Annotated in this window: 20 protein-coding genes and 1 pseudogene; 14 read left to right on the plus strand and 7 right to left on the minus strand. The window is 70.8% G+C overall.

What is annotated here, in order from left to right; all coding sequences use genetic code 11:
* Positions 1-42: 42 nt before the first annotated feature.
* Positions 43-414, minus strand: a complete 372-nt coding sequence (locus AB0I66_RS37830) for a helix-turn-helix domain-containing protein (RefSeq protein WP_363212597.1) — start codon at positions 412-414, stop codon at positions 43-45.
* Between the two features lie 87 nt (positions 415-501).
* On the opposite strand from AB0I66_RS37830, the gene AB0I66_RS37835 reads away from it, so the two are divergent.
* Positions 502-1200, plus strand: a complete 699-nt coding sequence (locus AB0I66_RS37835) for an NAD(P)-binding domain-containing protein (protein ID WP_363212598.1) — start codon at positions 502-504, stop codon at positions 1198-1200.
* Here the strand turns inward: AB0I66_RS37835 and AB0I66_RS37840 are convergent.
* The 3 genes from AB0I66_RS37840 to AB0I66_RS37850 are packed head-to-tail and all read right to left on the minus strand — an operon-like array spanning position 1187 to position 3202.
* Positions 1187-1354: a hypothetical protein gene (locus AB0I66_RS37840; RefSeq protein WP_363212599.1), complete on the minus strand. Its 168-nt coding sequence runs from the start codon at positions 1352-1354 to the stop codon at positions 1187-1189. The genes AB0I66_RS37835 and AB0I66_RS37840 overlap by 14 nt on opposite strands.
* A 31-nt stretch (positions 1355-1385) precedes the next feature.
* Positions 1386-2093, minus strand: coding sequence for a glycerophosphodiester phosphodiesterase (locus AB0I66_RS37845; RefSeq protein WP_363212600.1), 708 nt, complete (start codon positions 2091-2093; stop codon positions 1386-1388).
* Between the two features lie 20 nt (positions 2094-2113).
* A complete protein-coding gene (locus AB0I66_RS37850; protein WP_363212673.1) occupies positions 2114-3202 on the minus strand; it encodes an adenosine deaminase in 1089 nt (362 codons plus the stop codon).
* Between the two features lie 270 nt (positions 3203-3472).
* Here AB0I66_RS37850 and AB0I66_RS37855 point away from each other — a divergent pair, with 270 nt between their 5' ends.
* Positions 3473-3949, plus strand: coding sequence for a DUF4190 domain-containing protein (locus tag AB0I66_RS37855; RefSeq protein ID WP_363212601.1), 477 nt, complete (start codon positions 3473-3475; stop codon positions 3947-3949).
* A gap of 12 nt (positions 3950-3961) precedes the next feature.
* Here AB0I66_RS37855 and AB0I66_RS37860 read toward each other — a convergent pair whose 3' ends face one another.
* Positions 3962-4543, minus strand: a complete 582-nt coding sequence (locus tag AB0I66_RS37860) for an NADAR family protein (protein ID WP_363212602.1) — start codon at positions 4541-4543, stop codon at positions 3962-3964.
* A 176-nt stretch (positions 4544-4719) separates the two neighbouring features.
* Between AB0I66_RS37860 and AB0I66_RS37865 the strand changes: the two genes are divergently transcribed.
* The 8 genes and pseudogenes from AB0I66_RS37865 to AB0I66_RS37900 form a co-directional block, all read left to right on the plus strand.
* Positions 4720-6222, plus strand: coding sequence for a gamma-aminobutyraldehyde dehydrogenase (locus tag AB0I66_RS37865; RefSeq protein ID WP_363212603.1), 1503 nt, complete (start codon positions 4720-4722; stop codon positions 6220-6222).
* Between the two features lie 53 nt (positions 6223-6275).
* On the plus strand, positions 6276-7520 hold the full coding sequence (locus AB0I66_RS37870) for an extracellular solute-binding protein (protein WP_363212604.1): 1245 nt from the start codon (positions 6276-6278) through the stop codon (positions 7518-7520).
* Positions 7521-7636: 116 nt separating this feature from the next.
* Complete coding sequence (locus tag AB0I66_RS37875) at positions 7637-8797, plus strand: ABC transporter ATP-binding protein (protein WP_363212605.1); 1161 nt, start codon at positions 7637-7639, stop codon at positions 8795-8797.
* The gene (locus AB0I66_RS37880; RefSeq protein WP_363212606.1) at positions 8794-9723 is read left to right on the plus strand and encodes an ABC transporter permease; all 930 of its coding nucleotides are present in this window, start codon (positions 8794-8796) and stop codon (positions 9721-9723) included. The genes AB0I66_RS37875 and AB0I66_RS37880 overlap by 4 nt, the downstream gene beginning before the upstream one ends.
* A complete protein-coding gene (locus AB0I66_RS37885) occupies positions 9723-10526 on the plus strand; it encodes an ABC transporter permease (RefSeq protein ID WP_363212607.1) in 804 nt (267 codons plus the stop codon). Before AB0I66_RS37880 ends, AB0I66_RS37885 begins: the two co-directional genes overlap by 1 nt.
* Positions 10527-10559: 33 nt before the next feature.
* A complete protein-coding gene (locus AB0I66_RS37890; RefSeq protein WP_363212608.1) occupies positions 10560-11978 on the plus strand; it encodes an FAD-dependent oxidoreductase in 1419 nt (472 codons plus the stop codon).
* Positions 11979-12090: 112 nt separating this feature from the next.
* A complete protein-coding gene (locus AB0I66_RS37895; protein ID WP_363212609.1) occupies positions 12091-12561 on the plus strand; it encodes a hypothetical protein in 471 nt (156 codons plus the stop codon).
* A 231-nt stretch (positions 12562-12792) separates the two neighbouring features.
* A pseudogene (locus AB0I66_RS37900) lies at positions 12793-13791 on the plus strand (chitinase); the annotation flags it as partial.
* Here the strand turns inward: AB0I66_RS37900 and AB0I66_RS37905 are convergent.
* A complete protein-coding gene (locus AB0I66_RS37905; RefSeq protein WP_363212610.1) occupies positions 13779-14483 on the minus strand; it encodes a phosphatase PAP2 family protein in 705 nt (234 codons plus the stop codon). The pseudogene AB0I66_RS37900 and the gene AB0I66_RS37905 sit on opposite strands and share 13 nt — an antisense overlap.
* A 381-nt stretch (positions 14484-14864) precedes the next feature.
* Complete coding sequence (gabT, locus tag AB0I66_RS37910) at positions 14865-16199, minus strand: 4-aminobutyrate--2-oxoglutarate transaminase (protein WP_363212611.1); 1335 nt, start codon at positions 16197-16199, stop codon at positions 14865-14867.
* Positions 16200-16510: 311 nt separating this feature from the next.
* On the opposite strand from gabT, the gene AB0I66_RS37915 reads away from it, so the two are divergent.
* The 4 genes from AB0I66_RS37915 to AB0I66_RS37930 all read left to right on the plus strand — a co-directional run bounded on the left by AB0I66_RS37915 (position 16511) and on the right by AB0I66_RS37930 (position 24456).
* Positions 16511-18889 (plus strand): ATP/GTP-binding protein, encoded by a 2379-nt coding sequence (locus AB0I66_RS37915; protein ID WP_363212612.1) that lies wholly within the window; start codon positions 16511-16513, stop codon positions 18887-18889.
* A 205-nt stretch (positions 18890-19094) separates the two neighbouring features.
* Entirely contained in the window at positions 19095-20681 is a 1587-nt protein-coding gene (locus AB0I66_RS37920) for a PucR family transcriptional regulator (protein ID WP_363212613.1), read from the plus strand.
* Positions 20682-20826: 145 nt separating this feature from the next.
* Positions 20827-22272 (plus strand): aldehyde dehydrogenase family protein, encoded by a 1446-nt coding sequence (locus AB0I66_RS37925; RefSeq protein ID WP_363212614.1) that lies wholly within the window; start codon positions 20827-20829, stop codon positions 22270-22272.
* Between the two features lie 237 nt (positions 22273-22509).
* On the plus strand, positions 22510-24456 hold the full coding sequence (locus AB0I66_RS37930) for an acyl-CoA dehydrogenase family protein (RefSeq protein ID WP_363212616.1): 1947 nt from the start codon (positions 22510-22512) through the stop codon (positions 24454-24456).
* The last annotated feature ends 60 nt before the right edge of the window (positions 24457-24516 follow it).

Consider the following 24516-nt stretch of genomic DNA (forward strand, 5'->3'; position numbering starts at 1 on the left):
GGGCAAGGCCCTCGTAGATCGGGGGAGTTGGCGGGTCTTCCCCTAGGGGGCGTCGGCGGCGGGACGGCCGTCGGCGCGCTCCTGCGCGGCCATCACCTCGTCGCCGTGGTCGAAGGCCCACGCCCCGAAGGCCTCGATCGGGTCGAGCAACGTACGCCCCAGGGCGGTGAGTTCGTACTCGACGCGGGGCGGTGACTCGTCGTACGACCGGCGCGAGACCAGGCCGTTGTACTCCAGGCGGCGCAGGGTCTCGGTGAGAATCTTGGGGCTGATGCCGCCGATCAGGCCGCGCAGCTCACGCGGGCGGCGCGGGCCGTGCCGCAGGGCCCAGAGCGTCACCGCGTTCCAGGTGTTGGCGAGCAGGTCGAAGGCGAGCCGGGCGCGGCAGTCGGCGAGCAGATCGTCGTTCGTCACGTACCGAATGGTGCCCGAGCGCTTTCCTACTGTCGTGCCGTACCCCGATGGACCGGGGCTCGGGACGAGAGGGAGACGGAGACAGGCATGCGCATAGGAATCATCGGCACGGGCGCCATGGCGGACGCGCTCGGTACGCAGTGGGTGCGCGCGGGGCACGACGTGCTGGTCGGCGGGCGGAACGAGGGCCGCGCGTCGGCGCTCGCCGCGCGCATGGGCGCGGCGGGGCACGGGACACCGCGTGCGGCGGCCGAGTTCGGCGACGCGGTGCTGCTCGCCGTGCCGTACGCGGCGGGGGCGTCGGTCGCGGGCGAGCTCCAAGTGGCCCTTCGCGGCCGGGTGCTGATCGACTGCTCCAACCCGGTGGGGCCGGGCTTCGTCCTGCTCACCGAGGGCGGGCCGTCGGCCGCACGACGGCTCGCCGACGCCGCGCCCGGAGCGCGGGTCGTCAAGGCGTTCAACCTCTGCCACGAGGACGTGTGGCGGATGGACCCGCCGGTCTTCGACGGCAGGCCGCTGGCGGTCCCGCTCTGCGGGGACGACGAGGGCGCCCTGGATGTCGTACGGGAGCTGGTGGGGGACGCCGGGTGTGCGCCGTTCGCCGCGGGCGGCCTGGAGCGGGCCGGCCTGGTGGAGGCCGCGGCGGCGCTGCTCATCGGGCTCTGGGTGGGGGAGGGGGCGGACGCGCAGGCCATCGCGCCCCCGCTCGCGTATGCCGCGGGTGCCCCGCGGGCCGCGGTCGGCGCCGCGGCCGGCGCCGCCGTCCCTGCCGTCACTTCGCCATGAGCAGAATGACGAGGACCACGCCGACCAGAAGCGCGATGGTCAGCATGCGGCCCACGGGGTGCCGTGGATTGAGACGATGGCCGCGATAGCCCCGTTCGTCGCGCTCGTACACGAAGAGCGGCTCTTCCCGCTTGTCGTCGTCGCTGTTCCCCATGCACCACAAGCTAGTTGAGGAAACCGTTCGGCTACGAGAGCGCCCCGTCGGGCCGCATGTCCCGGACACGCAGGGCGTGCAGCGTGTCGACGCGGTTGGTGGTGATCGCGTCGACGCCGATGCCGATGAGCCGGCGCATGGAACGCCTTGTGTCCGGCGTCCAGGCCGAGACGAGCAGCCCCTGCCGCTGCACCTGTGTGACGAGCTCGCGGCCGAGCAGCGAGAAGCGGTAGTTGAGCCAGCGCGGCTTGATCGCCTCGAGCACGGCGTGGCGCGGCGGGGCCAGGCTCGTCCAGGTCAGGGCGATCTCGGCGGTGGGATCCGCCGCGCGCACCGCGAGCATCGTCCGGGCACCCGCGCAGTAATAGACGCGCTCAGACGCCCCGCAGTCGGCGACGGCGCCGACGACCGCGCGCACGGACTCCGGTGTGGCGTCCGGCAGATCCACCATGAGGCGGTGGCCTTCGGTCGCCGCCACGGCGTCCTCCAGGGTGGGTACGCCGTCCTCCGTGAGGCCGCGCACCTCGTCCGCGGAGAGCACGGACAAGGGGCGGTCGAGTTCCCACAGGCGTTTGAGGGTCGCGTCGTGCAGCAGGACGGGCACGCCGTCACGGCTGAGACGGACGTCGATCTCCACCGCGTCCGCGCCCCGGTCGAGCGCGGAGCGCAGGGACGGGAGGGTGTTCTCGCGGACGCGGTAGGGATCGCCTCGGTGGGCCACGGCTGTCACGGTGCGCATGGGCCCATTGTGCTGCCGCGCTAGGGGGCGAGCCAGGTCCGCGTGTACGTGTCGATCTCTTCGACGAGCTTCGCCTTGCCCGCCGGGTCGAGGAACGACGCGTCGACGGCGTTCTTCGCCAGGTCCGCGATGCCCCGCTCGTCGAGGTCGAGGAGGCGGGCGGCGATCGCGTACTCGTTGTTGAGGTCGGTGCTGAACATCGGCGGGTCGTCGGAGTTGATGGTGACCGGGACCCCGGCGGCGACGAACTGCTTGATCGGGTGCTCTTCGAGGGTGGTGACGGCGCGCGTCGCGATGTTCGACGTCGGGCAGACCTCGAGCGGGATGCGGTGCTCGGCCAGGTGGGCGAGGAGCTTCGGGTCTTGGGCGGCGCTGGTGCCGTGGCCGATGCGCTCGGCGCGCAGGTCGGTGAGGGCGTCCCAGATGGTGCCGGGGCCGGTGGTCTCGCCCGCGTGCGGCACGGAGTGCAGGCCCGCGGCGATGGCACGGTCGAAGTAGGGCTTGAACTGCGGCCGGGGCACGCCGATCTCGGGCCCGCCGAGCCCGAAGGAGACCAGGCCCTCGGGGCGCAGCTTGTCGGTGGTCGCGAGCCTGGCCGTCTCCTCGGCGGATTCGAGGCCTGCCTCGCCGGGGATGTCGAAGCACCAGCGCAGTACGACACCGAGGTCCGCCTCGGCCGACTTGCGGGCGTCCTCTATGGCGTCCATGAAGGCGCGGTCGTCGATGCCGCGCCGCACGGAGCTGTAGGGGGTGACGGTCAGCTCGGCGTAGCGGATGTTCTGCCGGGCCATGTCGCGGGCGATCTCGTACGTGAGCAGGCGTACGTCGTCCGGGGTGCGGACGAGGTCCACGACCGACAGATACACCTGCACGAAGTGGGCGAAGTCCGTGAACGTGAAGAAGTCGGCGAGCGCCTCGACGTCCGTGGGCACCTTGGAGTCGGGGTGGCGGGCGGAGAGGGCCGAGACGATGCGGGGAGAGGCCGAGCCGACGTGGTGCACGTGCAGTTCTGCCTTGGGCAGTCCGGCGATGAAGGCATGCGGGTCGCGTGGCTCTCGGGTGCTGCTGCGCGGATCGGTCACGGTTTCCTCCCCAGGAACGGAATTGATCGGCTGATCGGTGGGTCAGGGATCATCGTAAGTGGCGGGCCCGCGGCCCAGGCGGTGGCCGTAGCATGACGGAACGTAGGAAAGAGGTGACGCGGGATGTCCGAGGGATCGGCAGGGCCGGGTGGGTCCGAGGGGCGGGACCCCTGGGCTCCGCCGCAGGATGACGCGGGACGGGTGCCGCTGGAGAAGCGGGACCCATGGGCCGCGCCCACCGCGTCTCCGTCACCGCCTCCCGCGCCGTCTCCCGCCGCGGCCGGCCAGGATGAGCCGGTGCCGCCGCCTCCGATCGGGCCCGAGGGGCCGGGGCAGCTGCCCTACGGCTACCCCGGGGTTCCCGGGCCGGGGCCGCAGGGCTACCCCGGATATCCCGGCTACCCGGGCCACCAGGGGCAGGGCCCTCCCGGCTACGGATGGCCCGCGATGCCGATGGCGCCCTCCAACGGGATGGGCGTGGCCGCGCTGGTCCTCGGGATCGTCTCGGCGGCCGTCTTCTGCCTGTGGCCCCTGGCGATCGTGCTCGGCATCCTGGCGATCATCTTCGGGGCGATCGGGCGCGGCAGGGCGCGACGCGGCGAGGCGACGAACCCCGGACAGGCGCTGGCCGGGATCATCTGCGGGGCGGCGGGCATCGTGCTGGGCGTGGCCCTGCTGGTCGTGCTGATCGTGGTGCCGGACGACGTGTTCGAGGAAGACGGAGCAGGCCCGGAGGGCGACAGCTACTCGGCATCCGCGCTCGTCAGAACCTGAACCACCGCACCCCTACCCCAACCGTTCCCTGGCCTCCATCAGTGCGAAGCCCAGCAAGTTCGGGCCGAGCCACTTCTCCGGGTCCTGGGCCCGCTCGTCGTCGGCCGCCAGACCTATGCCCCAGATGCGGTCCAGCGGGCTCGCCTCCACCAGCACCCGCGACCCCGTGCCCAGCAGGTAGGACGAGAGCGCGGGCGTGGACGTGAATTTGTGGACGCTGCCCTCGACCACGATGCCGAACCGCTCGCGCGCCCATATCGCCTCGTCGAAGCCCCGCACCAAGCGCCCCGCCTTCTTCGCCTCGGCGGGCGTACGCGCGGCCAGGACCGCCGCCTCGGCCTTCGCGTCGGAGAAGAGGCGGGCCTTGCCGGCCATCATCCAGTGCTCGGCCGTCCCGTACTCCACGCCGTCCACGGTGAACGGCGACAGCCACCACTGGCTCAGGCAGCTCGAACCGAGCGTCCCGTCCCGCCGTGGCCGGTGACCCCAGAAGTGCAGATACTTCACACGCTCGCCCGACCGAACCGCCGCGACCAGCGTGTTCACAGAGTCGATCTTCGTCATGCACGCGAGTCTGGCACGCACCACGGACATTCCGTCCTGGGTTTTCCAGGACGACTCGACACCTGGTCGACAGATTCCGTCGCGTAACCAAAAGGCAACAACGGAATCACTTGTTGGAGTACCACTGCTCTGTCAGGATCGGCACTCAAATCGATCTGGAGCTACGCCGACCCCCTGGGACGGGGACGACGGCGGAGGAGAGCGTCATGCACAACTTCCAGGCGCAGGACCACTTCGCGGAAGGCGCGCAGTACATCGCGGGACGGCTGACCAAGGGCACCTCAGGGCGCTCCCACGCCGTCGTCGACCCGGCCACCGGGAACGAGATCCACCGGTACGAACTCGCGGGCGAGAAGGACGTCGACGCCGCCGTCGCCGCGGCGGCGCACGCCTTCCCCGAGTGGGCCGGCGCGACCCCCGGCGAGCGCTCCGACGCCATGCACCGCTTCGCGGGCGTACTGGCCGAGCGCGCCGAGGACTTCGCGCAGGCCGAGTCGCTCCAGTGCGGCAAGCCCATCAAGCTCAGCCGGGAGTTCGACGTACCGGGCACGGTCGACAACGCCGCATTCTTCGCGGGCGCGGCACGGCACCTCCAGGGCCAGTCGGCCGGCGAGTACTCCGGCGACCACACCTCGTACGTACGGCGTGAGCCCATCGGTGTCGTCGGGTCCATCGCGCCCTGGAACTACCCCCTCCAGATGGCTGCCTGGAAGGTCCTCCCGGCCATCGCCGCGGGCAACACGATCGTCCTGAAGCCCGCCGAACTCACCCCCTTCACCTCGCTGCTCTTCGCGCAGGCGGCCACCGAGGCGGGCATCCCGGACGGTGTCGTCAACATCGTCAGCGGGGCCGGGCAGGATGCCGGAGAGCGGCTCGTCGGGCACCCCGACGTCGCCATGACCTCCTTCACCGGCTCCACCGGCGTCGGCAAGCGCGTCGCCGAGATCGCCACCTCCACCGTCAAGCGACTGCACCTGGAGCTCGGCGGCAAGGCCCCCTTCGTGGTCTTCGACGACGCCGACCTCGATGCCGCCGTGCACGGCGCGGTCGCGGGCGCGCTCATCAACACCGGGCAGGACTGCACGGCCGCCACGCGCGCGTACGTGCAGCGTCCGCTGTACGACGCCTTCGTGGAGGGCGTCGCCGAGCTCATGGAGAGCGTCCGGCTCGGCGACCCCTTCGCCGAGGACACCGACCTCGGGCCCCTCATCTCGCACGTCCACCGCGACCGCGTCGCCGGTTTCGTCGACCGGGCACGCTCCTACGCGCGCGTGGTCACCGGCGGCGAGGCGCTCGACCACCCCGGGGCGTTCTACCGGCCCACTCTCATCGCCGACGCCGCCCAGGACAGCGAGATCGTGCAGTCCGAGATCTTCGGCCCCGTTCTCGTGGTGCTGCCGTTCGACTCCGACGACGAAGGGATCAGGCTCGCCAACGACACCCCTTACGGACTCGCCGCCTCCGCCTGGAGCCGCGACGTGTTCCGCGCCAACCGCGCGACCCGCGAGATCAAGGCGGGCTGCGTGTGGGTCAACGACCACATCCCGATCCTGAGCGAGATGCCGCACGGCGGATACAAGGCGTCCGGCTACGGCAAGGACATGTCCGCGTACTCCTTCGAGGAGTACACGCAGATCAAGCACGTGATGTTCGACAACACCGCGGTCGTCCGCAAGGACTGGCACCGCACGATTTTCGGGGACCGATAGCCGATAGGCCGCCCGACCAGCGGCCCCATCCTCCCGAAAGGGCAACCAAGCGCATGGAGCAGTACGAGCCCGACCCCCTCTCCCCGGCCCAACGGGCCGCCATGCACCGCAGCCTCAGGAACGGCAGGGCCTCCCTCACCCGCCGCTCCCTGCTGCGGGCCTCCTCGAGCGGCGCCCTCGCCATCGGTGGCCTGGGGGCACTCAGTGCCTGCGGCATCCCGGCCGCGAGCAAGGGCCAGGGCGACGTCTCGTCCGAGGACCACTCGGACAAGGAGAAGCGCGTCTCCTTCTCCAACTGGACCGAGTACATGGACGTCGACGACGACGAGCGCCGCCCCACCCTGGACGCGTTCACGAAGCGCACCGGGATCAAGGTCAAGTACACCGAGGACATCAACGACAACGTCGAGTTCTTCGGGAAGATCAAGCCGCAGCTCGCGGCGGGCCAGGACACCGGCCGCGACCTCATCTGCGTCACCGACTGGCTCGCCGCCAGGCTCATCCGCTTCGGCTGGGTCCAGAAACTGGACCCCGCCAACCTGCCGCACGCGTACACCAACCTGTCCGCCCAGTTCCGCAACCCGGACTGGGACCCAGGGCGGGCCTACTCGTACCCCTGGACCGGCATCTCCACCGTCATCGCGTACAACAAGAAGGCGACCGACGGCGAAGAGATCACCTCGGTGTCGCAGCTCCTGGACAACCCCAAGCTCAAGGGGCGGGTCGGCTTCCTCTCCGAGATGCGCGACAGCGTCGGCATGACGCTCATCGACATGGGCAAGGACCCGGCGAAGTTCACCGACGACGACTTCGACGCGGCCATCGCCCGCCTCCAGAAGGCCGTCGACAAGAAGCAGATCCGCCGCTTCACGGGCAACGACTACACCTCGGACCTGGACAAGGGCGACCTCGCCGCGTGTCTGGCCTGGGCCGGGGACATCGTCCAGCTGAAGGCCGACAACCCGGACATCGACTTCCGCATCCCCGACCAGGGCTACATCACGTCGACGGACAACCTGCTCGTCCCGAACAAGGCACGCCACAAGAGCAACGCCGAGCGGCTCATCGACTACTACTACGAGCCCGAGCCGGCCGCACGCCTGGCCGCGTACATCAACTACGTCTGCCCCGTGGACGGTGTGCGCCCCGAGCTCGCGAAGCTCGACAAGGACGCCGCGAACAACCCGCTGATCCTCCCGGACAAGGAGATGGCCGCGAAGTCGCACGGGTTCCGCTCGCTGACGCCGAAGGAAGAGACGGCGTACGAGGAGAAGTTCGCCAAGCTCACCGGTGCGTAGCGCTGCGCTGGACTGCGGCCGTTTGAACCCGCGGGCCGTGCGTGGCTGATCGCGCAGTTCCCCGCGCCCCTGAAGGGGCGCCTCCGTCCCTCCCCTCGACTTCCCTGGACCCCACCATGACCTCTGCTCAAGAACACGGCGGCGACGTCCGCCTCACCGGGATCAGCAAGACGTACGGCTCCTTCAAGGCCGTCCGCCCCCTTGACCTGACCGTGCCGCAGGGCTCCTTCTTCGCGCTGCTCGGCGCGTCCGGCTGTGGCAAGACCACCACGCTCCGCATGATCGCGGGACTCGAGGAACCCAGCACGGGCACCGTGCACCTGGGCGAGCAGGACGTCACGGCGCTGCCGCCGTACAAGCGGCCCGTCAACACGGTCTTCCAGTCGTACGCGCTCTTCCCGCACCTCGACATCTTCGAGAACGTCGCCTTCGGCCTCCGCCGGCGGGGCATCAAGTCCGTGAAGGGCAAGGTCGGCGACATGCTCGACCTCGTCCAGCTCGGCGAGCAGGCCCGCAAGAAGCCGCACCAGCTCTCCGGCGGCCAGCAGCAGCGCGTGGCCGTCGCCCGCGCCCTGATCAACCACCCCAAGGTGCTCCTCCTCGACGAGCCGCTCGGCGCCCTCGACCTCAAGCTGCGCCGCCAGATGCAGCTCGAACTCAAGCGCATCCAGACCGAGGTGGGCATCACGTTCATCCACGTCACGCACGACCAGGAGGAGGCCATGACCATGGCCGACCAGGTCGCGGTGATGAACGCGGGCCAGGTCGAACAGCTCGGCGCCCCCGCCGACCTCTACGAGAACCCCCGCACCACCTTCGTCGCCAACTTCCTCGGCACGTCCAACTTCATAGAGGCCGAGATCGCGGGACGCAGCGGCGACGACCTCACCCTCAAGGCCGGCGACGGCAAGCTCACGCTGCCCGCCGCGCGATGTACGGCGCCGACCACCACGGGCGGCAAGGTCATCCTCGGCGTACGCCCCGAGAAGATCTCACTCACGCACGCCGACGACGCGGGGGAGATCCCGGCGGGCCGCAACCGCATCACGGGCCGCATCGCCGACAGCAGCTTCATCGGCGTCTCGACGCAGTACGTCGTCCGCAGCCCGATCTGCGACGAGTTCGAGGTCTACGCCCAGAACATCGAGCGCGACACCCGCCTGGTCCCCGGCGTCGACGTCGTCCTGCACTGGAACCCCGCGCACACCTTCGGCCTGGACCCCGCCCAGGACATCGAGGCGGGCGTCGAGAAGGTCGAGGAGGACGCCTCCGCATGACGACGACCCTCACGAAGGCGCCCCCGGCGAAAGAGCCGGACGAGGCGCCGCGCAAAGTCCGCAAGCGGGGCCGCCTCGTCCCCTACTGGCTGCTGCTGCCCGGCATCCTCTGGCTGCTCGTCTTCTTCGCCCTTCCGCTGGTCTACCAGGCGTCGACATCCGTCCAGACGGGCTCCCTCGAAGACGGCTTCAAGGTCACCTGGCACTTCGCCACCTACTGGGAAGCCCTGACCGACTACTGGCCGCACTTCCTGCGCTCGGTGATGTACGCGGGCTCCGCCACGATCCTGTGTCTGCTGCTCGGCTATCCGCTCGCCTACCTCATCGCGTTCCGCGCGGGCCGCTGGCGCAACCTCATCCTGGTCCTGGTGATCGCGCCGTTCTTCACCAGTTTCCTCATCCGTACGCTGGCGTGGAAGACGATCCTCGCGGACGGCGGCCCCCTCGTGGGCGCCCTGAACACGCTGCACGTCCTCGACGTCACCAGCTGGCTCGGCGTGACCGAAGGCGACCGGGTCCTCGCCACACCCCTCGCGGTGATCTGCGGACTCACCTACAACTTCCTGCCGTTCATGATCCTGCCGCTCTACACCTCCCTGGAGCGCATCGACGGCCGGCTGCACGAGGCGGCGGGCGACCTCTACGCGAAGCCGTCCACGACCTTCCGCAAGGTGACCTTCCCGCTCTCCATGCCGGGCGTCGTCTCCGGCACGCTGCTCACGTTCATCCCCGCGGCGGGCGACTACGTCAACGCGGATCTGCTCGGCTCCACCGACACCCGCATGGTCGGAAACGTCATCCAGACGCAGTTCCTGCGCATCCTGGACTACCCGACCGCCGCGGCCCTTTCCTTCATCCTGATGGCCGCGATCCTCGTCATGGTCACCTTCTACATCCGTAAGTCCGGGACGGAGGATCTCGTCTGATGGCTGCCTTCTTCCGCTGGCTCCGCGGCAAATTCGTCGTCATCGCGGGTCTGCTGACGCTCGCGTATCTGCTGCTGCCGAACGTCGTCGTGACGGTGTTCTCCTTCAACAAGCCGAAGGGGCGCTTCAATTACGCCTGGCAGGAATTCTCGCTCGACGCGTGGAAGGACCCCTGCGGTGTCGCCGACATGTGCGGCTCGCTCTCGCTGAGCCTGCAGATCGCGTTCTGGGCGACGATCGGGGCGACCCTGCTCGGCACGATGATCGCGTTCGCGCTCGTCCGGTACCGCTTCCGGGCGCGCGGCGCGGTCAGCTCGCTGATCTTCCTGCCGATGGCGATGCCCGAGGTCGTGATGGCCGCCTCGCTGCTCACGCTCTTCCTCAACATGGGTGCTCAGCTGGGCTTCTGGACGATCCTCATCGCCCACATCATGTTCTGCCTCAGCTTCGTGGTGACCGCCGTCAAGGCGCGCGTGATGTCCATGGACCCGCGCCTGGAACAGGCCGCGCAGGACCTCTACGCGGGCCCCGTGCAGACCTTCGTCCGCGTCACGCTGCCGATCGCCGCACCGGGCATCGCGGCCGGCGCGCTGCTCGCCTTCGCGCTCTCCTTCGACGACTTCATCATCACGAATTTCAACGCGGGCTCGACGGTGACGTTCCCGATGTTCGTCTGGGGATCGGCGCAGCGCGGCACGCCCGTACAGATCAATGTCATCGGTACGGCGATGTTCCTCGTCGCCGTTCTCCTGGTGCTCGGCGGAATGATCGTCTCAAAGCGCCGCAACAAGCAGTCGGCATAAAGTCCCACACGCGTTCTGAAGGAGTTGGAAATCATGGCCCCAAGCGCCATGACCCGTTGGACCACGTCACTCTCGGACGCCCAGCCGGTCTCGTACTGGCTCGACGACCCCGGCAAGCCGCGCGCCGAGCCCGCCCTCACCGGTGACGAGCAGTGCGACCTGCTCGTCGTCGGCGGCGGCTACAGCGGTCTGTGGACCGCGCTGATCGCCAAGGAGCGCGACCCGGACCGCGACGTTGTCCTGGTCGAGGGCCGGGAGGCGGGCTGGGCCGCCTCCGGCCGCAACGGCGGCTTCTGCGCCGCGTCCCTCACGCACGGCATCGCCAACGGCCTGTCCCGCTGGCCCGGCGAGATGGCGAAGCTGGAGGAGCTCGGCGCCCGCAACCTCGACGAGATCGAGGCGGCCGTCAAGCGCTACTCCATCGACTGCGACTTCGAGCGCACCGGCGAGATCGACGTGGCCACGCAGCCGCACCAGCTCACCGAACTGCGCGAGATGTACGAGGAGATGGCGGAGCACGGCCTCGCGGACGGCTCCGAAATGCTCGACGCCGACGCCCTGCGCGCGCACGTCGACTCGCCGACCTTCCTCGGCGGCCTCTGGGACCGCGAGGGCGTCGCCATGCTCCACCCGGCGAAGCTCGCCTGGGGCCTCAAGCGCGTCTGCCTGGAGAAGGGCGTACGCGTCTACGAGCACACGCCCGCCCTCGAACTTGTCTCCTCCGGCGCCGGAATGGCCGTACGCACCCCGTACGGCCGCATCCGCGCCCGGCAGGTCGCGCTCGCCACGAACATCTTCCCGTCGCTGGTCAAGCGCGTGCGCGCGTACACCGTCCCGGTCTACGACTACGCGCTGATGACGGAGCCGCTGACCGAGGAGCAGCTCGCGGCCGTCGGCTGGAAGAACCGGCAGGGCCTGGGCGACAGCGCCAACCAGTTCCACTACTTCCGGCTCTCCGCCGACAACCGCATCCTGTGGGGCGGTTACGACGCGATCTATCCGTTCGGCGGCAAGCTGCGCGCCGAGCACGACCACCGCCCGGAGACGTACGCGAAGCTGGCGGGCCACTTCTTCACCTGCTTCCCGCAGCTGGAGGGGGTCCGGTTCACGCACGCGTGGGGCGGTGCGATCGACACGTGCTCGCGCTTCTCGGCGTTCTTCGGGACGGCTCACGCGGGGCGGGTCGCGTACGCGGCGGGCTATACGGGGCTCGGGGTCGGGGCCACCCGCTTCGGTGCCGACGTCATGCTGGACCTGCTCTCCGGCGAGCGCACGGAGCGTACGTCCCTGGAGATGGTGCGCACGAAGCCGCTGCCGTTCCCGCCCGAACCGTTCGCGTGGACGGGCGTGGCCCTGACCAAGTGGTCGCTGGCCCGCGCGGACGAGAACGGCGGCAAGCGCAATCTGTGGCTGAAGACCATGGACAAGCTGGGCCTGGGTTTCGACAGCTAGGTTCTCCGAACCCGCGTAACGACAAGTTCTCCGAACCCGCGTAACGCTCCCGCCCGAACCCCCTCTCTCCTGTGACAGGCACAGCTGTTGCACAGGAAAGGGAGGTTCCCCCATGACTGACCCGGGGGTGAAGCCGGCGGTCGAGTGGCTCGTGTCGGTGGCGCCGAATCCGGACGCCTGCCGCTGGGAGTGGGAGCGAAATCCCCTGGGGGTGGCGCTCCTTCCCGCCGGCAGGCTCTGGGACGTACTGATCCTGCCCGGCGAACTCGGCTATCCGACGCTCGACGTACTGACCCGCTGCATCGACCGCCCCGGCCCGGTGCTCGCGGACTTCGGCGACTCCCGCATGGGCTTCTTCGTCCCGGCGGGCACCGTCGCCCGCTGGGTCGGCACGGGCGTGCGCGGCGCGGGCCGTGGCACGTGGATCGTGGTCCCTTACCCGGGGCGCTCGACGGGCGGGGTCCGCTGGCTCGTCCAGCCGGACGGGTCGGGCACGCTGACGGATCCGGCGGTCCTCGAACTGGCGATGCACGAGGCGGCGGCGCAACTGGCGCCGCGGGACGGAGAGTCGCCGAATTCTTGACGGGGCCTTGACAACTTGATTGGTCTGGACCAAATTGAGCGACCCACCCTCCATCCCCCATGCCCGGAGGCAGCCGTGGAGCGTTCCCTACCGCGTTACCTGAGACGTCTTTCCGTGGCCGTGGCCACGGCCTGCGCGCTCGCCGCGTCCGGCCTGCTCGCCACCGAGGCCTCGGCGGGCCCATCGGCCTCGACGGGACCCGCGCCGAAGGCTGCCGCCGCCGAGCACACCCTGGTCGGCTACCTCCACACGAGCTTCGCCAACGGCTCCGGCTACACCCGGCTCGCGGACGTCCCCGACAGCTGGGACATCATCGACCTCGCCTTCGGCGAACCGACGACCGCCACGTCCGGCGACATCCGCTTCAGCCTCTGTCCGCGGACGGAGTGCCCCGGCGTCGAGTCGAAGGAGGAGTTCAAGGCCGCGGTCAAGGCCAAGCAGGCGGCGGGCAAGAAGGTCCTGATCTCCATCGGAGGCCAGAACGGCCAGGTCCAGCTGACCACCGCCCAGGCCCGCGACACCTTCGTCTCCTCGGTCTCGGCGATCATCGACGAGTACGGCCTCGACGGCCTGGACATCGACTTCGAGGGCCACTCCCTCTCGCTGAACGCCGACGACACGGACTTCAAGAACCCCAAGACCCCGTCGATCGTGAACCTCATATCGGCCGTCAAGACCCTCAAGGCCAAGTACGGCAGCGGCTTCACGCTCACGATGGCCCCCGAGACCTTCTTCGTGCAGCTCGGATACCAGTTCTACGGAACGGGCAAGTGGGGCGGCCAGGACCCCCGCGCCGGCGCCTACCTGCCGGTCATCCACGCCCTGCGCGACGACCTCACGCTGCTGCACGTCCAGGACTACAACTCGGGCCCGATCATGGGTCTCGACAACCAGTACCACTCCATGGGCGGCGCGGACTTCCACATCGCGATGACCGACATGCTGCTCACGGGCTTCCCGGTGGCGGGCGACACGAGCAATGTCTTCCCCGCGCTGCCGCCGGAGAAGGTGGCCATCGGCATGCCCGCCTCGGTGAACGCGGGCAACGGCCACGTCCCCACGACCGAGGTCAACAAGGCCCTGGACTGCCTGACCAAGGGCACCAACTGCGGCACGTACAAGACCCACGGCACGTGGCCCGCCCTACGCGGCCTGATGACGTGGTCGATCAACTGGGACCGCCACAACAACGGGGAGTTCTCGAAGAACTTCGACGGTTACTTCGGCTGATCCGCGTCGGCTTCGGAAGCGTCTGGACGGCGTCCGTACCGGGCGACGACGAGCAGCACCACCTGCAACGCCATCCCGAACAGACACCAACTCGCCACCACGTCCAGCGGCCAGTGATACCCGCGGCGGACCAGGCCGAGGCCGACGCCGAAGTTCAACAGGGCGCAGGCGATGACCAGTTCGCGGCGTGCGTAGGTGCCGCGCAGGTACGGGAGCAGGAGCAGCGCCGCCCCGCCATAGGCGACCATGGCGGTGGCGGTGTGGCCCGAGGGGTAGTAGCCGGTGCCGTCCATGCCGGGCGGGCCGGTGCGGCCGATGAGTTCCTTGAGCGGGATCACGAGCACCGGGACCACGGCCATGGCCACGGCTGCGGCGGCCGGGGCGAGCCACCAGCGGAACGTACCGGCCCGGTGGCCGCGCCAGGCCGCGTAGGCGATGGCGGCGGCGAGGACCGGGACCGCGATGGCGACCCCGCCCAGATCGGCGAGGAATTCGGCGGCGCCGTCAGGGAGGCGGCTTCCGGTGATCCAGGGGCCGAGCCGCTCGTCCGCGTCGCGGAGGGGGCCGTCGGCGATCACTTGCCAGGTGATGAGCGCGAAGAAGAGCGCGCAGAGGCAGAAGAGGAGAGTGGACGGCCGCCCCGGAACAGGGGGGGTGGTTCCGAGGCGGCCGTCCTGACCGGTGTGCCGCACGCCCCGGGGGGTTTGGGGCGGGCGGCCATCCGATCGGTGAGGAGTTCCGGAGCCAGTGACTCCGGGTGTGTGCGCGAGGGCACGACCAAGACGGGGCTGGGGAGGCTCCGTCCCGGTGTCGCCCACAGTCACCTGTGGGCGGGGTGTTTCTCTCATCTGCAGAAACCGTACGTCAGCCGGTGGCGGCCCGACAGGCGGAACGGCAACCCGGCATGGGTCCCGCACACGTTCTTCACATGCCCCGACGGTCACCCCAGGTCACGGGTTCCGCACCGCGCGCCGTACACACACGTCAGGGCATGTGCGGATACATGCGGAGCCGGGATCTTCCCCCTTTGGGGTGATCCCGGCTCCGTCGGACGCGGTGTGCGCCGAATGAGATCAGACGCGCGCGAACGCGGCCTCGATGATGTCCAGGCCCTCGTTCAGGAGGTCCTCGCCGATGACCAGCGGCGGCAGGAAGCGCAGGACGTTGCCGTACGTGCCGCAGGTGAGGACGAGCAGGCCCTCCGCGTGGCAGGCCTTGGCGAGCGCGGCCGTCGCCTCGGGGTGGGGCTCCTTGGTGGCGCGGTCCTTGACGAGCTCGATGGCGATCATCGCGCCACGGCCGCGGACGTCGCCGACGATGTCGTACTTCTCGGCGATGGAGTTCAGGCGGGCCTTCATCGTGGCCTCGATGGCCTTCGCCTTGCCGTTGAGGTCGAGCTCCTTCATCGTCTCGATGGCGCCGAGCGCACCGGCGCAGGCCACCGGGTTGCCGCCGTAGGTGCCGCCGAGGCCGCCGGAGTGCGCGGCGTCCATGATCTCGGCGCGACCGGTGACGGCGGCGAGCGGCAGACCGCCGGCGATGCCCTTCGCCGTGGTGATCAGGTCCGGCACGATGCCCTCGTCCTCGCACGCGAACCACTGGCCCGTGCGGCAGAAGCCGGACTGGATCTCGTCCGCGACGAAGACGATGCCGTTGTCGTTGGCGAACTTCACGATCTCGGGCAGGAAGCCCTTCGCGGGCTCGATGAAGCCGCCCTCGCCGAGCACCGGCTCGATGATGATCGCGGCGACGTTCTCCGCGCCGACCTGCTTGCCGATCTGGTCGATGACCTGCTTGGCGGCCTCGGGACCGGCGTTCTCCTCGCCCGTCGGCCAGCGGTAGCCGTACGCGACCGGGACGCGGTAGACCTCGGGCGCGAACGGCCCGAAGCCGTTCTTGTACGGCATGTTCTTGCTGGTCAGCGCCATCGTGAGGTTCGTACGGCCGTGGTAGCCGTGGTCGAAGACGACGACGGCCTGGCGCTTGGTGTGCGCACGGGCGATCTTGACGGCGTTCTCGACGGCCTCGGCGCCGGAGTTGAAGAGCGCGGACTTCTTCGCGTGGTCACCGGGCGTCAGCTCCGCGAGCTGCTCGGCGACGGCGACGTACCCCTCGTACGGCGTGACCATGAAACAGGTGTGCGTGAAGTCGGCGAGCTGCGCGGTCGCACGGCGTACGACGGCCTCGGCGCTGGCGCCGACGGACGTCACGGCGATGCCGGAGCCGAAGTCGATGAAACGGTTGCCGTCGACGTCCTCGATGATGCCGCCACCCGCGCGCGCCGCGAAGACAGGCAGCACGGAACCCACGCCACCGGCGACCGTGGCGGTACGGCGGGCCTGCAGCTCCTGGGACTTCGGCCCGGGAATGGCGGTGACGACGCGGCGCTCCTGCGGAAGTGCGGTCATGGGGTGCTCCTGGGGGTGGGGCGAGGCGGACGCTCGGTGCTTGTCTGCTTGCTTTCGTTGCTGCTTTCTTTCGCAGGTTAGGGGCGGAGCCCGGGGGCGGGCATGCTCCACGGGGGAGTTGTTCGGCGTGGCGCTTGTCCGTGGTGGACATAGCGGGGGGAGGGGGCGGGGTGCGGCTTTCGTCCCGGTCCGTGGGCCGCGCCGGTCCGGGTGTTCCCGCAGGCCCCGGCCGCGTATCCGGTGAACTGCCCCTGCAGGGGCACTAGATTGACGGCTGAACCGACAGACCGGCAGGTCAGGGGGCAAGGGCCATGGACTCCGAAGGCACGCACGACGCTCGCGGTACGCACGCCACACCGGTGCCGCGGCCGGCAGGGCCTTCCGTGCCCGCAGCGCCGCCGATGCCCCGGCGGGCGCCCGGCCCTGCCGGCGCCTCGTCGGTCGCCGACTGGCTTGCCGCGCCGCGGCCCAAGGCGATCCCCGGCGTCTGGCGCTACGCCTACCGGGCCCCCGCGCCCGAGGCCGAGACCGAGGGCGTCAGCCGGCGGCTGATCGTCGGCATGGCGATCTCCGCCGTGCTCGGCCTGCTGTTCTGGTCGCTGTGGCGGCAGGGCAACATCCCCTATCAGTGGGCCCTGCTGAAGCTGTTCACGCCGGGCGACTGGTGGTGGGCGGGCAGCGCCCAGCCCAAGCAGTGGCAGGCCGAGGACGCCCGGATCGTCTACGACGGGATCGTCTTCGGCGTGGTGCTGTACTCGGTGGGGCGGCTCGGTGCCTGGCCCGACGCCATCCGGCACTTCGTGGTGCGGCGCCCGCAACCCTCCCGTGCCGTGCTCGCCTCCGTCGCGGCGGTCGGCGTCCTGCTCTTCGTCTGGCCGACCGCCCTCGGGCTCGACGCGCGGCCGCTGCCCGTGGCCGATCCCGTCTTCTCCCTGGTCGCGCTCGTCGCGGGTGGTTACGAGATCTTCGAGTCGCAGGTCCTCACCGACGCCCTGTACGTCCTGATCACCCTCGCGGTGCTGTGGCCCTTCGCCCGGATCGGCGGATGGTGGGAGGCGATCCGTGACGGCAGGGCTGCGGCGACGCGGCGGCCCGCCTCCCCACCGCCCCCCGCCGAGGCCCCCGCGCGCGGCCACTGGCCCGAACTGCGCGCGGCGGGACACGACAAGGCCGCCGACCTGCTCTCCGCCGAGCTGCTCGGCGGACGCATGAACGACGTCGACTGCGCCCGCGTGACCCACGCCTGGCGCACCGCCGCCGCCGACCCGGGCGCGCTCGCCACCTTCGTGGACACGGTCGCCCGGCAGGGCTCCGCCTCCTGGACGCACCCCTCCGGCCAGCGCGACCTGCCCGCCCGCAGCGCCGTCCACGACCTGCTCGTGGGCCAGGTCAGGATCGGCCGCTTCGCGAAGGACGAGCGCAACCCGTACGCCGTGCGCGACGCCGGTGCCGCGCTCGACCCCGCCGTGCTCGGCACCTCACTGCTCGCGGTGGGCCCTTCCGGCGCGGGCAAGACCGGACGGCTCATGCGCCCGGTGGCCGAATCGCTCTCCCTGGGCGCCCTCGCCGGGCAGTGCGCGGTCGTCGCCGTGTGCGCCGCGGGCACGGCGCTCGGTCCCGACACCGCGTACGACGTCGTGGTCAGGCCGGGCGACCCCGCGTCCGTGCACGACCTCGACCTGTACGCGGACTGCGCCGACCCGGACGAGGCCGCCGCCTTCCTCGCCGAAGGCCTCGTCGGTGACCTCGACGCCGTGGACACCCGGCGCGCCGCCACCAGCCTCGCCCAACTCCTCGGCCCCTACCGCCTCCTCCACGGCCGCTTCCCCTCCGTCCCCGCACTGCGCGAACTGCTCGAAGGCGACCCCGCCGCGCTCGCCGCCCTCCAGGACGGCCTCGCCGCGGACCAGCACACCGCCATGCGCCGCGAACTCGAAGCCCGTATCCGCCAGTCCGGCTCACCCAACGACCCGGGCCCCGCCCTGGCCGACCGGCTCGCCCTGCTCGACCGCCCCGCCTTCGCCGACTTCTTCGACCCCAGCGGCGAGGGGCACCCCTTCTCGATGCGCGCCGTCGCGCACCACCCCCTTCGGGTCAGGGTGGACCTCCCCGAGCACGGGCACGAGGAGGCGTCGAGGCTCCTGGCGAGGCTCCTGCTCGCCCAGTTCTCGTACGTCGCGCGCGGCCGTGCCCGGCGGCCGCACTTCGTCTGCCTGATCCTCGACGACGCGGCGCGCACCCTCACCCCCGAGAGCGTGCGGGCCATCCAGCGCCTGCGGTCGCTGAACGCGGGCGTGGTGCTCGGTCTGCGCACGATCGGCGAGGTGCCGGAGCCGCTGCAGGGGCCGCTCTACGCGGCGGTCGGCTGCCGGATGGCCTTCTCCGGCGTGACGACCTGGGACGGACGCCGGTTCACCGAGGCCTGGGGCACCGAGTGGATCGAGACCAAGGAAGTGGCCCAGCACACCGTCTTCGCCGACCAGCCGATGACGCGGGCGCTGCACTCGCTGCGCAAGCTCGTCACCGGCAAGGCGGTCACGACCGACGCGGTCACCGTGCGCAAGGTCGAGCGCGAACGCTGGTCCGCCTCCGAACTGGCCCACTCCCTGCCCCCGGGCCACGCCGTCCTCTCCCTGACCGACGTACGGGGCGAGCACGCGCCGCCGTTGCTGGTGGACCTCCGGGGTTAGTCGCCGGGGCGTAGGTAGGGGGTGTACGTACGGGGTATTCGGTCCCGTACGTACCGTACGGTGAGGCAGAATCGGCACACGTCGTTCATACGTACCGGCCAAAAGATCCACATCTCGTCCGGGATCCGGCGGCCGACCGGAACGCGTGCCTCACCGCCGCCGCCAGACCTGCCGCCCTGACCTGCTGACCAGACCTGAAGGTCCCATGCCGCCCACGCTCGCCTCCCTCGTCCACCACTCCGCGCTCAAGCTCACCGTGCGCGCCGGTGAGGAGCATCTGGACGCGCCCGTGCGCTGGGCACACGCCAGTGAGCTCACCGACCCCGTGCCCTACATGGAGGGCGGCGAGCTCCTCCTGATCACCGCGCTCAAGCTGGACGCGGAGGACCCGGAGGCCATGGCCCGCTACGTGAAGCGGCTCGCGGCGGCAGGCGTCGTCGGGCTCGGGTTCGCGGTCGGCGTGCATTACAAGGACATCCCGGAGGCCTTGGTCGCGGCGGCCGCGGACGAAGGGCTTCCGCTCCTGGAGGTGCCCCGGCGCACCCCCTTCCTCGCCATCAGCAAGGCCGTCTCCGCGGCCATCGCCGCCGACCAGTACCGCGCGGTGACGGCAGGCTTCGCCGCCCAGCGCGAGCTGACCAAGCAGGCGCTGAGCGACGGCCCCGAAGGACTGCTCGCCGCGCTCGCCGCACAGGTGGACGGCTGGGCCGCGCTGTACGACGCGTCCGGCGCCGTCGTCGCCACGGCCCCCGAGTGGGCCTCCCGCCGGGCCGCCCGGCTCACCACCGACGTGGAGCGGCTGCGCGACCGGGCGGCCCCCGCGAGCGCGGTCGTCGCGGGCGCCGAGGACCGGGTCGAGCTGCACTCGATCGGCACGGGACGGAGGCCCCGCGCCGCGCTCGCCGTCGGCACGGCATCCACCCTCGGCACCGCCGAGCGGTACGCACTGCACTCCGCCATAGCGCTGCTCACCCTCACCACGGAACGCAACCGCTCGCTGCAGGCCGCCGAGGCCCGGGTCGGCTCCGCCGTCCTGAGGATGCTGCTCGCCGGGGAGCCGGACCACGCCCGCACGGTGGCGGGGGAGTTGTACGGCAGCCTGCTCGACGCGCCGTTCCGCCTGGTGGTCGCGGAAGTACCCGCGTCGGCCCCGGCCGACGGCGATCCCTTCGCCCAGCTCACCGACGCCGTCGAGTCGGCCGCGGCCCGCGCCGGCGAGGCGCTCCTGGTCGTCCCCTACGGCGAGCGGCTCGTGCTGCTCGTCGTGGACGGCGGCGCGGGCGCCGCGGCCTGCGTCGCGTACGCGCGGACGCTGGAGGCCGGGCGCGCGGAGGTGCCCGAGGGCGGGACGGGCGAGGGGGCTGCGCTCCTCCTCGGCCTCTCCGCGCCCGCGGGCCCGATCGCGGCGGCCACCGCGTACAAGCAGGCCGACCAGGCACTGTCCATCGCCCGGCGCCGGGGCCGCGCGATGGTCGAACACGAGGACCTCGCCGCGGGCTCGGTCCTGCCGCTGCTCGCCGACGACGCGGTGCGCGCCTTCGCCGACGGCCTGCTGCGCGCCCTGTACGAACACGACGCCACCGGCCGCGGCGACCTGATCGCCTCGCTGCGCGCCTGGCTCTCGCGCCACGGCCAGTGGGACGCGGCGGCGGCCGACCTGGGCGTCCACCGCCACACCCTGCGCTACCGCATGCGCAGGGTCGAGGAGATCCTGGGCCGCTCCCTGGACGACCCGGACGTCCGCATGGAGCTGTGGCTCTCGCTCAAGGCGACATCGAGCGGTACGGAGTGATCGCTGGGGAATTGCTCCCCTGCCAAAGAGGCGCGACCCCGGAGGGCAGTACTCCGCGTCGGACAAACGACCGTCGCCCCCGCCGCCCCTACGGTGGGGAACGTACCCCCCAAGACACACCTTCGCGGAAGGGCCGGGAATCGACATGACTTCCATCCACGCCTTCTGGCTCGCCGGTCGCCAGACCACCGGTGAGACCACTCTCGACGTCACCTCGCCCTGGGACGGGCGGATCGTCGGCAAGGCGGCCGTCCCGACCGACGCCCAGGTCGAGGAGGCCGTCGCCGCCGCGTACGCCGTGCGCGACGAGTTCGCCGCGACCCCGGCGCACGTGCGGGCAGCGGCCCTCGACCACGTGAGCCGCAGGCTCGTCGAGCGGACGGAAGAGATCGCCCAGCTCATCTCCGCCGAGAACGGCAAGCCGATCAAGTGGGCCCGCGGCGAGGTCGGCCGTGCCGTCTCCGTCTTCCGGTTCGCCTCCGAGGAAGCCCGCAGGTTCAACGGCGGCGAGGCCCAGCGCCTCGACACCGACGCCGGTGGCCAGGGGCGTCTCGCCTTCACCCGCCGCTTCCCCAAGGGTGTCGTCCTGGGCATCGCGCCGTTCAACTTCCCGCTGAACCTCTGCGCCCACAAGATCGCCCCGGCCATCGCGTCCGGCACGCCGATCATCCTCAAGCCGGCGCCCGCGACCCCGCTCTCCGGTCTCCTCATCGGCGAGCTGCTCGCCGAGACCGACCTGCCCGCCGGGTCCTGGTCGGTCCTGCCGGTCGCGAACGAGAAGATGCCCGCCCTCGTCCAGGACGAGCGCCTCCCCGTCATCTCCTTCACCGGCTCCGAGAAGGTCGGCTACGCGATCCTGGACTCGGTGCCGCGCAAGCACTGCACCCTGGAGCTCGGCGGAAACGGCGCCGCCGTCGTCCTCGCCGACTTCTCCTCCGACGAGGACCTGGACTGGGCGGCCTCGCGCATCGCGACGTTCTCCAACTACCAGGGCGGCCAGTCCTGCATCTCGGTGCAGCGCGTCATCGCCGACGCCTCCGTCTACGACCGGCTGGTGCCGCGCGTGCTCAAGGCCATCGAGGCCCAGGTCACCGGCGACCCGTCCGACGCGAAGACCGACGTCGGCCCGCTCGTCAACGAGGACGCCGCCAAGCGCGTCGAGTCCTGGGTCGACGAGGCCGTCCAGGCGGGCGCGCAGCTCCTCGCCGGCGGCAAGCGTGACGGCGCCTCGTACGCGCCGACCGTGCTCGCCGATGTACCGGCCGACGCCACCATCGCCGTCGAGGAGGTCTTCGGACCGGTCCTCACGATCAAGAAGGTGGACGGCGAGGCGGAGGCGTTCGCCGCCGTCAACGACTCCAAGTACGGCCTCCAGGCGGGCGTCTTCACGCACGACCTGCAGACCGCCTTCCGCGCCCACCGCGACCTGGAGGTCGGCGGCGTGGTCATCGGCGACGCCCCCTCCTACCGCGCCGACCAGATGCCGTACGGCGGCGTCAAGCAGTCCGGCGTCGGCCGCGAGGGCGTCCGCTTCGCGATGGACGACTACACCTACGAGCGCGTCATGGTGATGACGGGCCTCGCCCTGTAGGCCAACTCTCGAACCGGACGGCCGGAGCCCACTGTGCGGGGGCTCCGGCCGTTCTCGTGCGTGAGGGCTTCGCGCGCGGACGCGATGCGCCGAACGCTGCGCGAGGACTGGTGGGCGCGGGACGAATCGGGTACATACGATCCATACGATCGAGTAGCACCAGTCAGTAACCGACCGGGTCAAGATCGGGTCAATCGGAGCCGATCGGCCCCACTCCGCGGCGAGGTGAGCTCCTCAATGCCCGCACAACCCACACCCCTTCCCGGGGCCTCCGTCAGCGAACGCGAGGCCCGGCAGGTCGCCGAGGCCGCCCGCGAACAGGACTGGCGCAAGCCCAGTTTCGCCAAGGAACTCTTCCTCGGCCGCTTCCGGCTCGACCTGATCCACCCGCATCCGATGCCCGCCGACGAGGACGCCCGGCGCGGCGAGGAGTTCCTCGCCAAACTCCACGACTTCTGCGAGACGAAGATCGACTCGGCCCGCATCGAGCGCGAGGCGAAGATCCCCGACGAGGTGATCAACGGGCTCAAGGAGCTCGGCGCGCTCGGCATGAAGATCGACACCAAGTACGGCGGGCTCGGCCTCACGCAGGTGTACTACAACAAGGCGCTGGCCCTCGTCGGCTCCGCGAGCCCGTCCATCGGCGCGCTGCTCTCCGCGCACCAGTCGATCGGCGTACCGCAGCCGCTCAAGCAGTTCGGCACCCAGGAGCAGAAGGACGAGTTCCTGCCGCGCTGCGCCCGCACGGACATCAGCGCGTTCCTCCTGACCGAGCCGGACGTCGGCTCCGACCCCGCGCGCCTGGCCACCATGGCGGTGCCGGACGGCGATTCGTACGTCCTGGACGGCGTGAAGCTGTGGACCACGAACGGCGTCGTCGCCGACCTCCTGGTCGTCATGGCGCGCGTGCCGAAGTCCGAGGGCCACAAGGGCGGCATCACGGCCTTCGTGGTGGAGGCCGCGGCCGAGGGCATCACCGTCGAGAACCGCAACGCCTTCATGGGCCTGCGCGGCCTGGAGAACGGCGTCACCCGCTTCCACCAGGTCCGCGTCCCGGCCGCGCACCGCATCGGCCCGGAGGGCGCGGGCCTGAAGATCGCCCTGACGACCCTCAACACCGGGCGCCTCTCGCTGCCCGCGATGTGCGTCGGCGCGGGCAAGTGGTGCCTGAAGATCGCCCGTGAGTGGTCGGGCGCGCGCGAGCAGTGGGGCAAGCCGGTCGCGCTGCACGAGGCGGTCGGCGCGAAGATCTCCTTCATCGCGGCGACGACCTTCGCCCTGGAGGCCGTACTCGACCTCTCCTCGCAGATGGCCGACGAGGACCGCAACGACATCCGCATCGAGGCGGCGCTCGCCAAGCTGTACGGCTCCGAGATGGGCTGCCTGATGGCGGACGAGCTGGTGCAGATCCGCGGCGGCCGCGGCTTCGAGACCGCCGAGTCCCTCGCCGCCCGCGGCGAACGCGCGGTCCCCGCCGAACAGGTCCTGCGCGACCTGCGCATCAACCGCATCTTCGAGGGCTCGACGGAGATCATGCACCTGCTCATCGCCCGCGAGGCGGTGGACGCGCACCTGAAGGTGGCCGGCGACCTGATCGACCCGGACAAGTCCCTGACCGACAAGGCGAAGGCCGGCGCGAAGGCAGGCGGCTTCTACGCACGCTGGCTGCCGAAACTGGTCGCAGGGCCGGGCCAGCTCCCGCGCTCCTACGCCGAGTTCCACCCCAGCGGCCACGCGGACCTCTCCCCGCACCTGCGCTACGTGGAACGCAACGCGCGCAAGCTGGCCCGCTCGACCTTCTACGCGATGTCGCGCTGGCAGGGAAAGATGGAGACCAAGCAGGGCTTCCTCGGCCGCGTGGTCGACATCGGCGCCGAACTCTTCGCGATGAGCGCGGCGTGCGTACGCGCGGAGCTCCTGCGGACGACCGAGGACCACGGCCGCGAGGCCTACCAGCTGGCCGACACGTTCTGCCGCCAGTCCCGCATCCGAGTCGACGAACTGTTCGACCGCCTGTGGACCAACACGGACGGCGTCGACCGCAAGGTGGTCAAGGGCGTCCTGAACGGCATGTACACCTGGCTGGAGGCAGGCGTCGTCGACCCCAGCGGCGAAGGCCCCTGGATCGCGGACGCGACCCCCGGTCCCACCCAACGGGAGAACGTCCACCGGCCGATCCGCTGACACCCTTTCCGGGGCGTTCCCCCGTGCGGGAACGCCCCGGAACACGATTACGGCCCACCG

It is taken from the genome of Streptomyces sp. NPDC050439, assembly GCF_040655335.1.
GTDB lineage: Bacteria > Actinomycetota > Actinomycetes > Streptomycetales > Streptomycetaceae > Streptomyces.

Excerpts from the sequence above, each read along its gene's own strand:
- AB0I66_RS37835 (WP_363212598.1), top strand. The coding sequence starts at position 502 with ATGCGCATAGGAATCATCGGCACGGGCGCCATGGCGGACGCGCTCGGT.
- AB0I66_RS37840 (WP_363212599.1), bottom strand. The coding sequence starts at position 1,354 with ATGGGGAACAGCGACGACGACAAGCGGGAAGAGCCGCTCTTCGTGTAC.
- AB0I66_RS37845 (WP_363212600.1), bottom strand. The coding sequence starts at position 2,093 with ATGCGCACCGTGACAGCCGTGGCCCACCGAGGCGATCCCTACCGCGTC.
- AB0I66_RS37860 (WP_363212602.1), bottom strand. The coding sequence starts at position 4,543 with ATGTCCGTGGTGCGTGCCAGACTCGCGTGCATGACGAAGATCGACTCT.
- AB0I66_RS37865 (WP_363212603.1), top strand. The coding sequence starts at position 4,720 with ATGCACAACTTCCAGGCGCAGGACCACTTCGCGGAAGGCGCGCAGTAC.
- AB0I66_RS37870 (WP_363212604.1), top strand. The coding sequence starts at position 6,276 with ATGGAGCAGTACGAGCCCGACCCCCTCTCCCCGGCCCAACGGGCCGCC.
- AB0I66_RS37875 (WP_363212605.1), top strand. The coding sequence starts at position 7,637 with ATGACCTCTGCTCAAGAACACGGCGGCGACGTCCGCCTCACCGGGATC.
- AB0I66_RS37880 (WP_363212606.1), top strand. The coding sequence starts at position 8,794 with ATGACGACGACCCTCACGAAGGCGCCCCCGGCGAAAGAGCCGGACGAG.
- AB0I66_RS37885 (WP_363212607.1), top strand. The coding sequence starts at position 9,723 with ATGGCTGCCTTCTTCCGCTGGCTCCGCGGCAAATTCGTCGTCATCGCG.
- AB0I66_RS37890 (WP_363212608.1), top strand. The coding sequence starts at position 10,560 with ATGGCCCCAAGCGCCATGACCCGTTGGACCACGTCACTCTCGGACGCC.
- AB0I66_RS37895 (WP_363212609.1), top strand. The coding sequence starts at position 12,091 with ATGACTGACCCGGGGGTGAAGCCGGCGGTCGAGTGGCTCGTGTCGGTG.
- gabT (WP_363212611.1), bottom strand. The coding sequence starts at position 16,199 with ATGACCGCACTTCCGCAGGAGCGCCGCGTCGTCACCGCCATTCCCGGG.
- AB0I66_RS37915 (WP_363212612.1), top strand. The coding sequence starts at position 16,511 with ATGGACTCCGAAGGCACGCACGACGCTCGCGGTACGCACGCCACACCG.
- AB0I66_RS37920 (WP_363212613.1), top strand. The coding sequence starts at position 19,095 with ATGCCGCCCACGCTCGCCTCCCTCGTCCACCACTCCGCGCTCAAGCTC.
- AB0I66_RS37925 (WP_363212614.1), top strand. The coding sequence starts at position 20,827 with ATGACTTCCATCCACGCCTTCTGGCTCGCCGGTCGCCAGACCACCGGT.
- AB0I66_RS37930 (WP_363212616.1), top strand. The coding sequence starts at position 22,510 with ATGCCCGCACAACCCACACCCCTTCCCGGGGCCTCCGTCAGCGAACGC.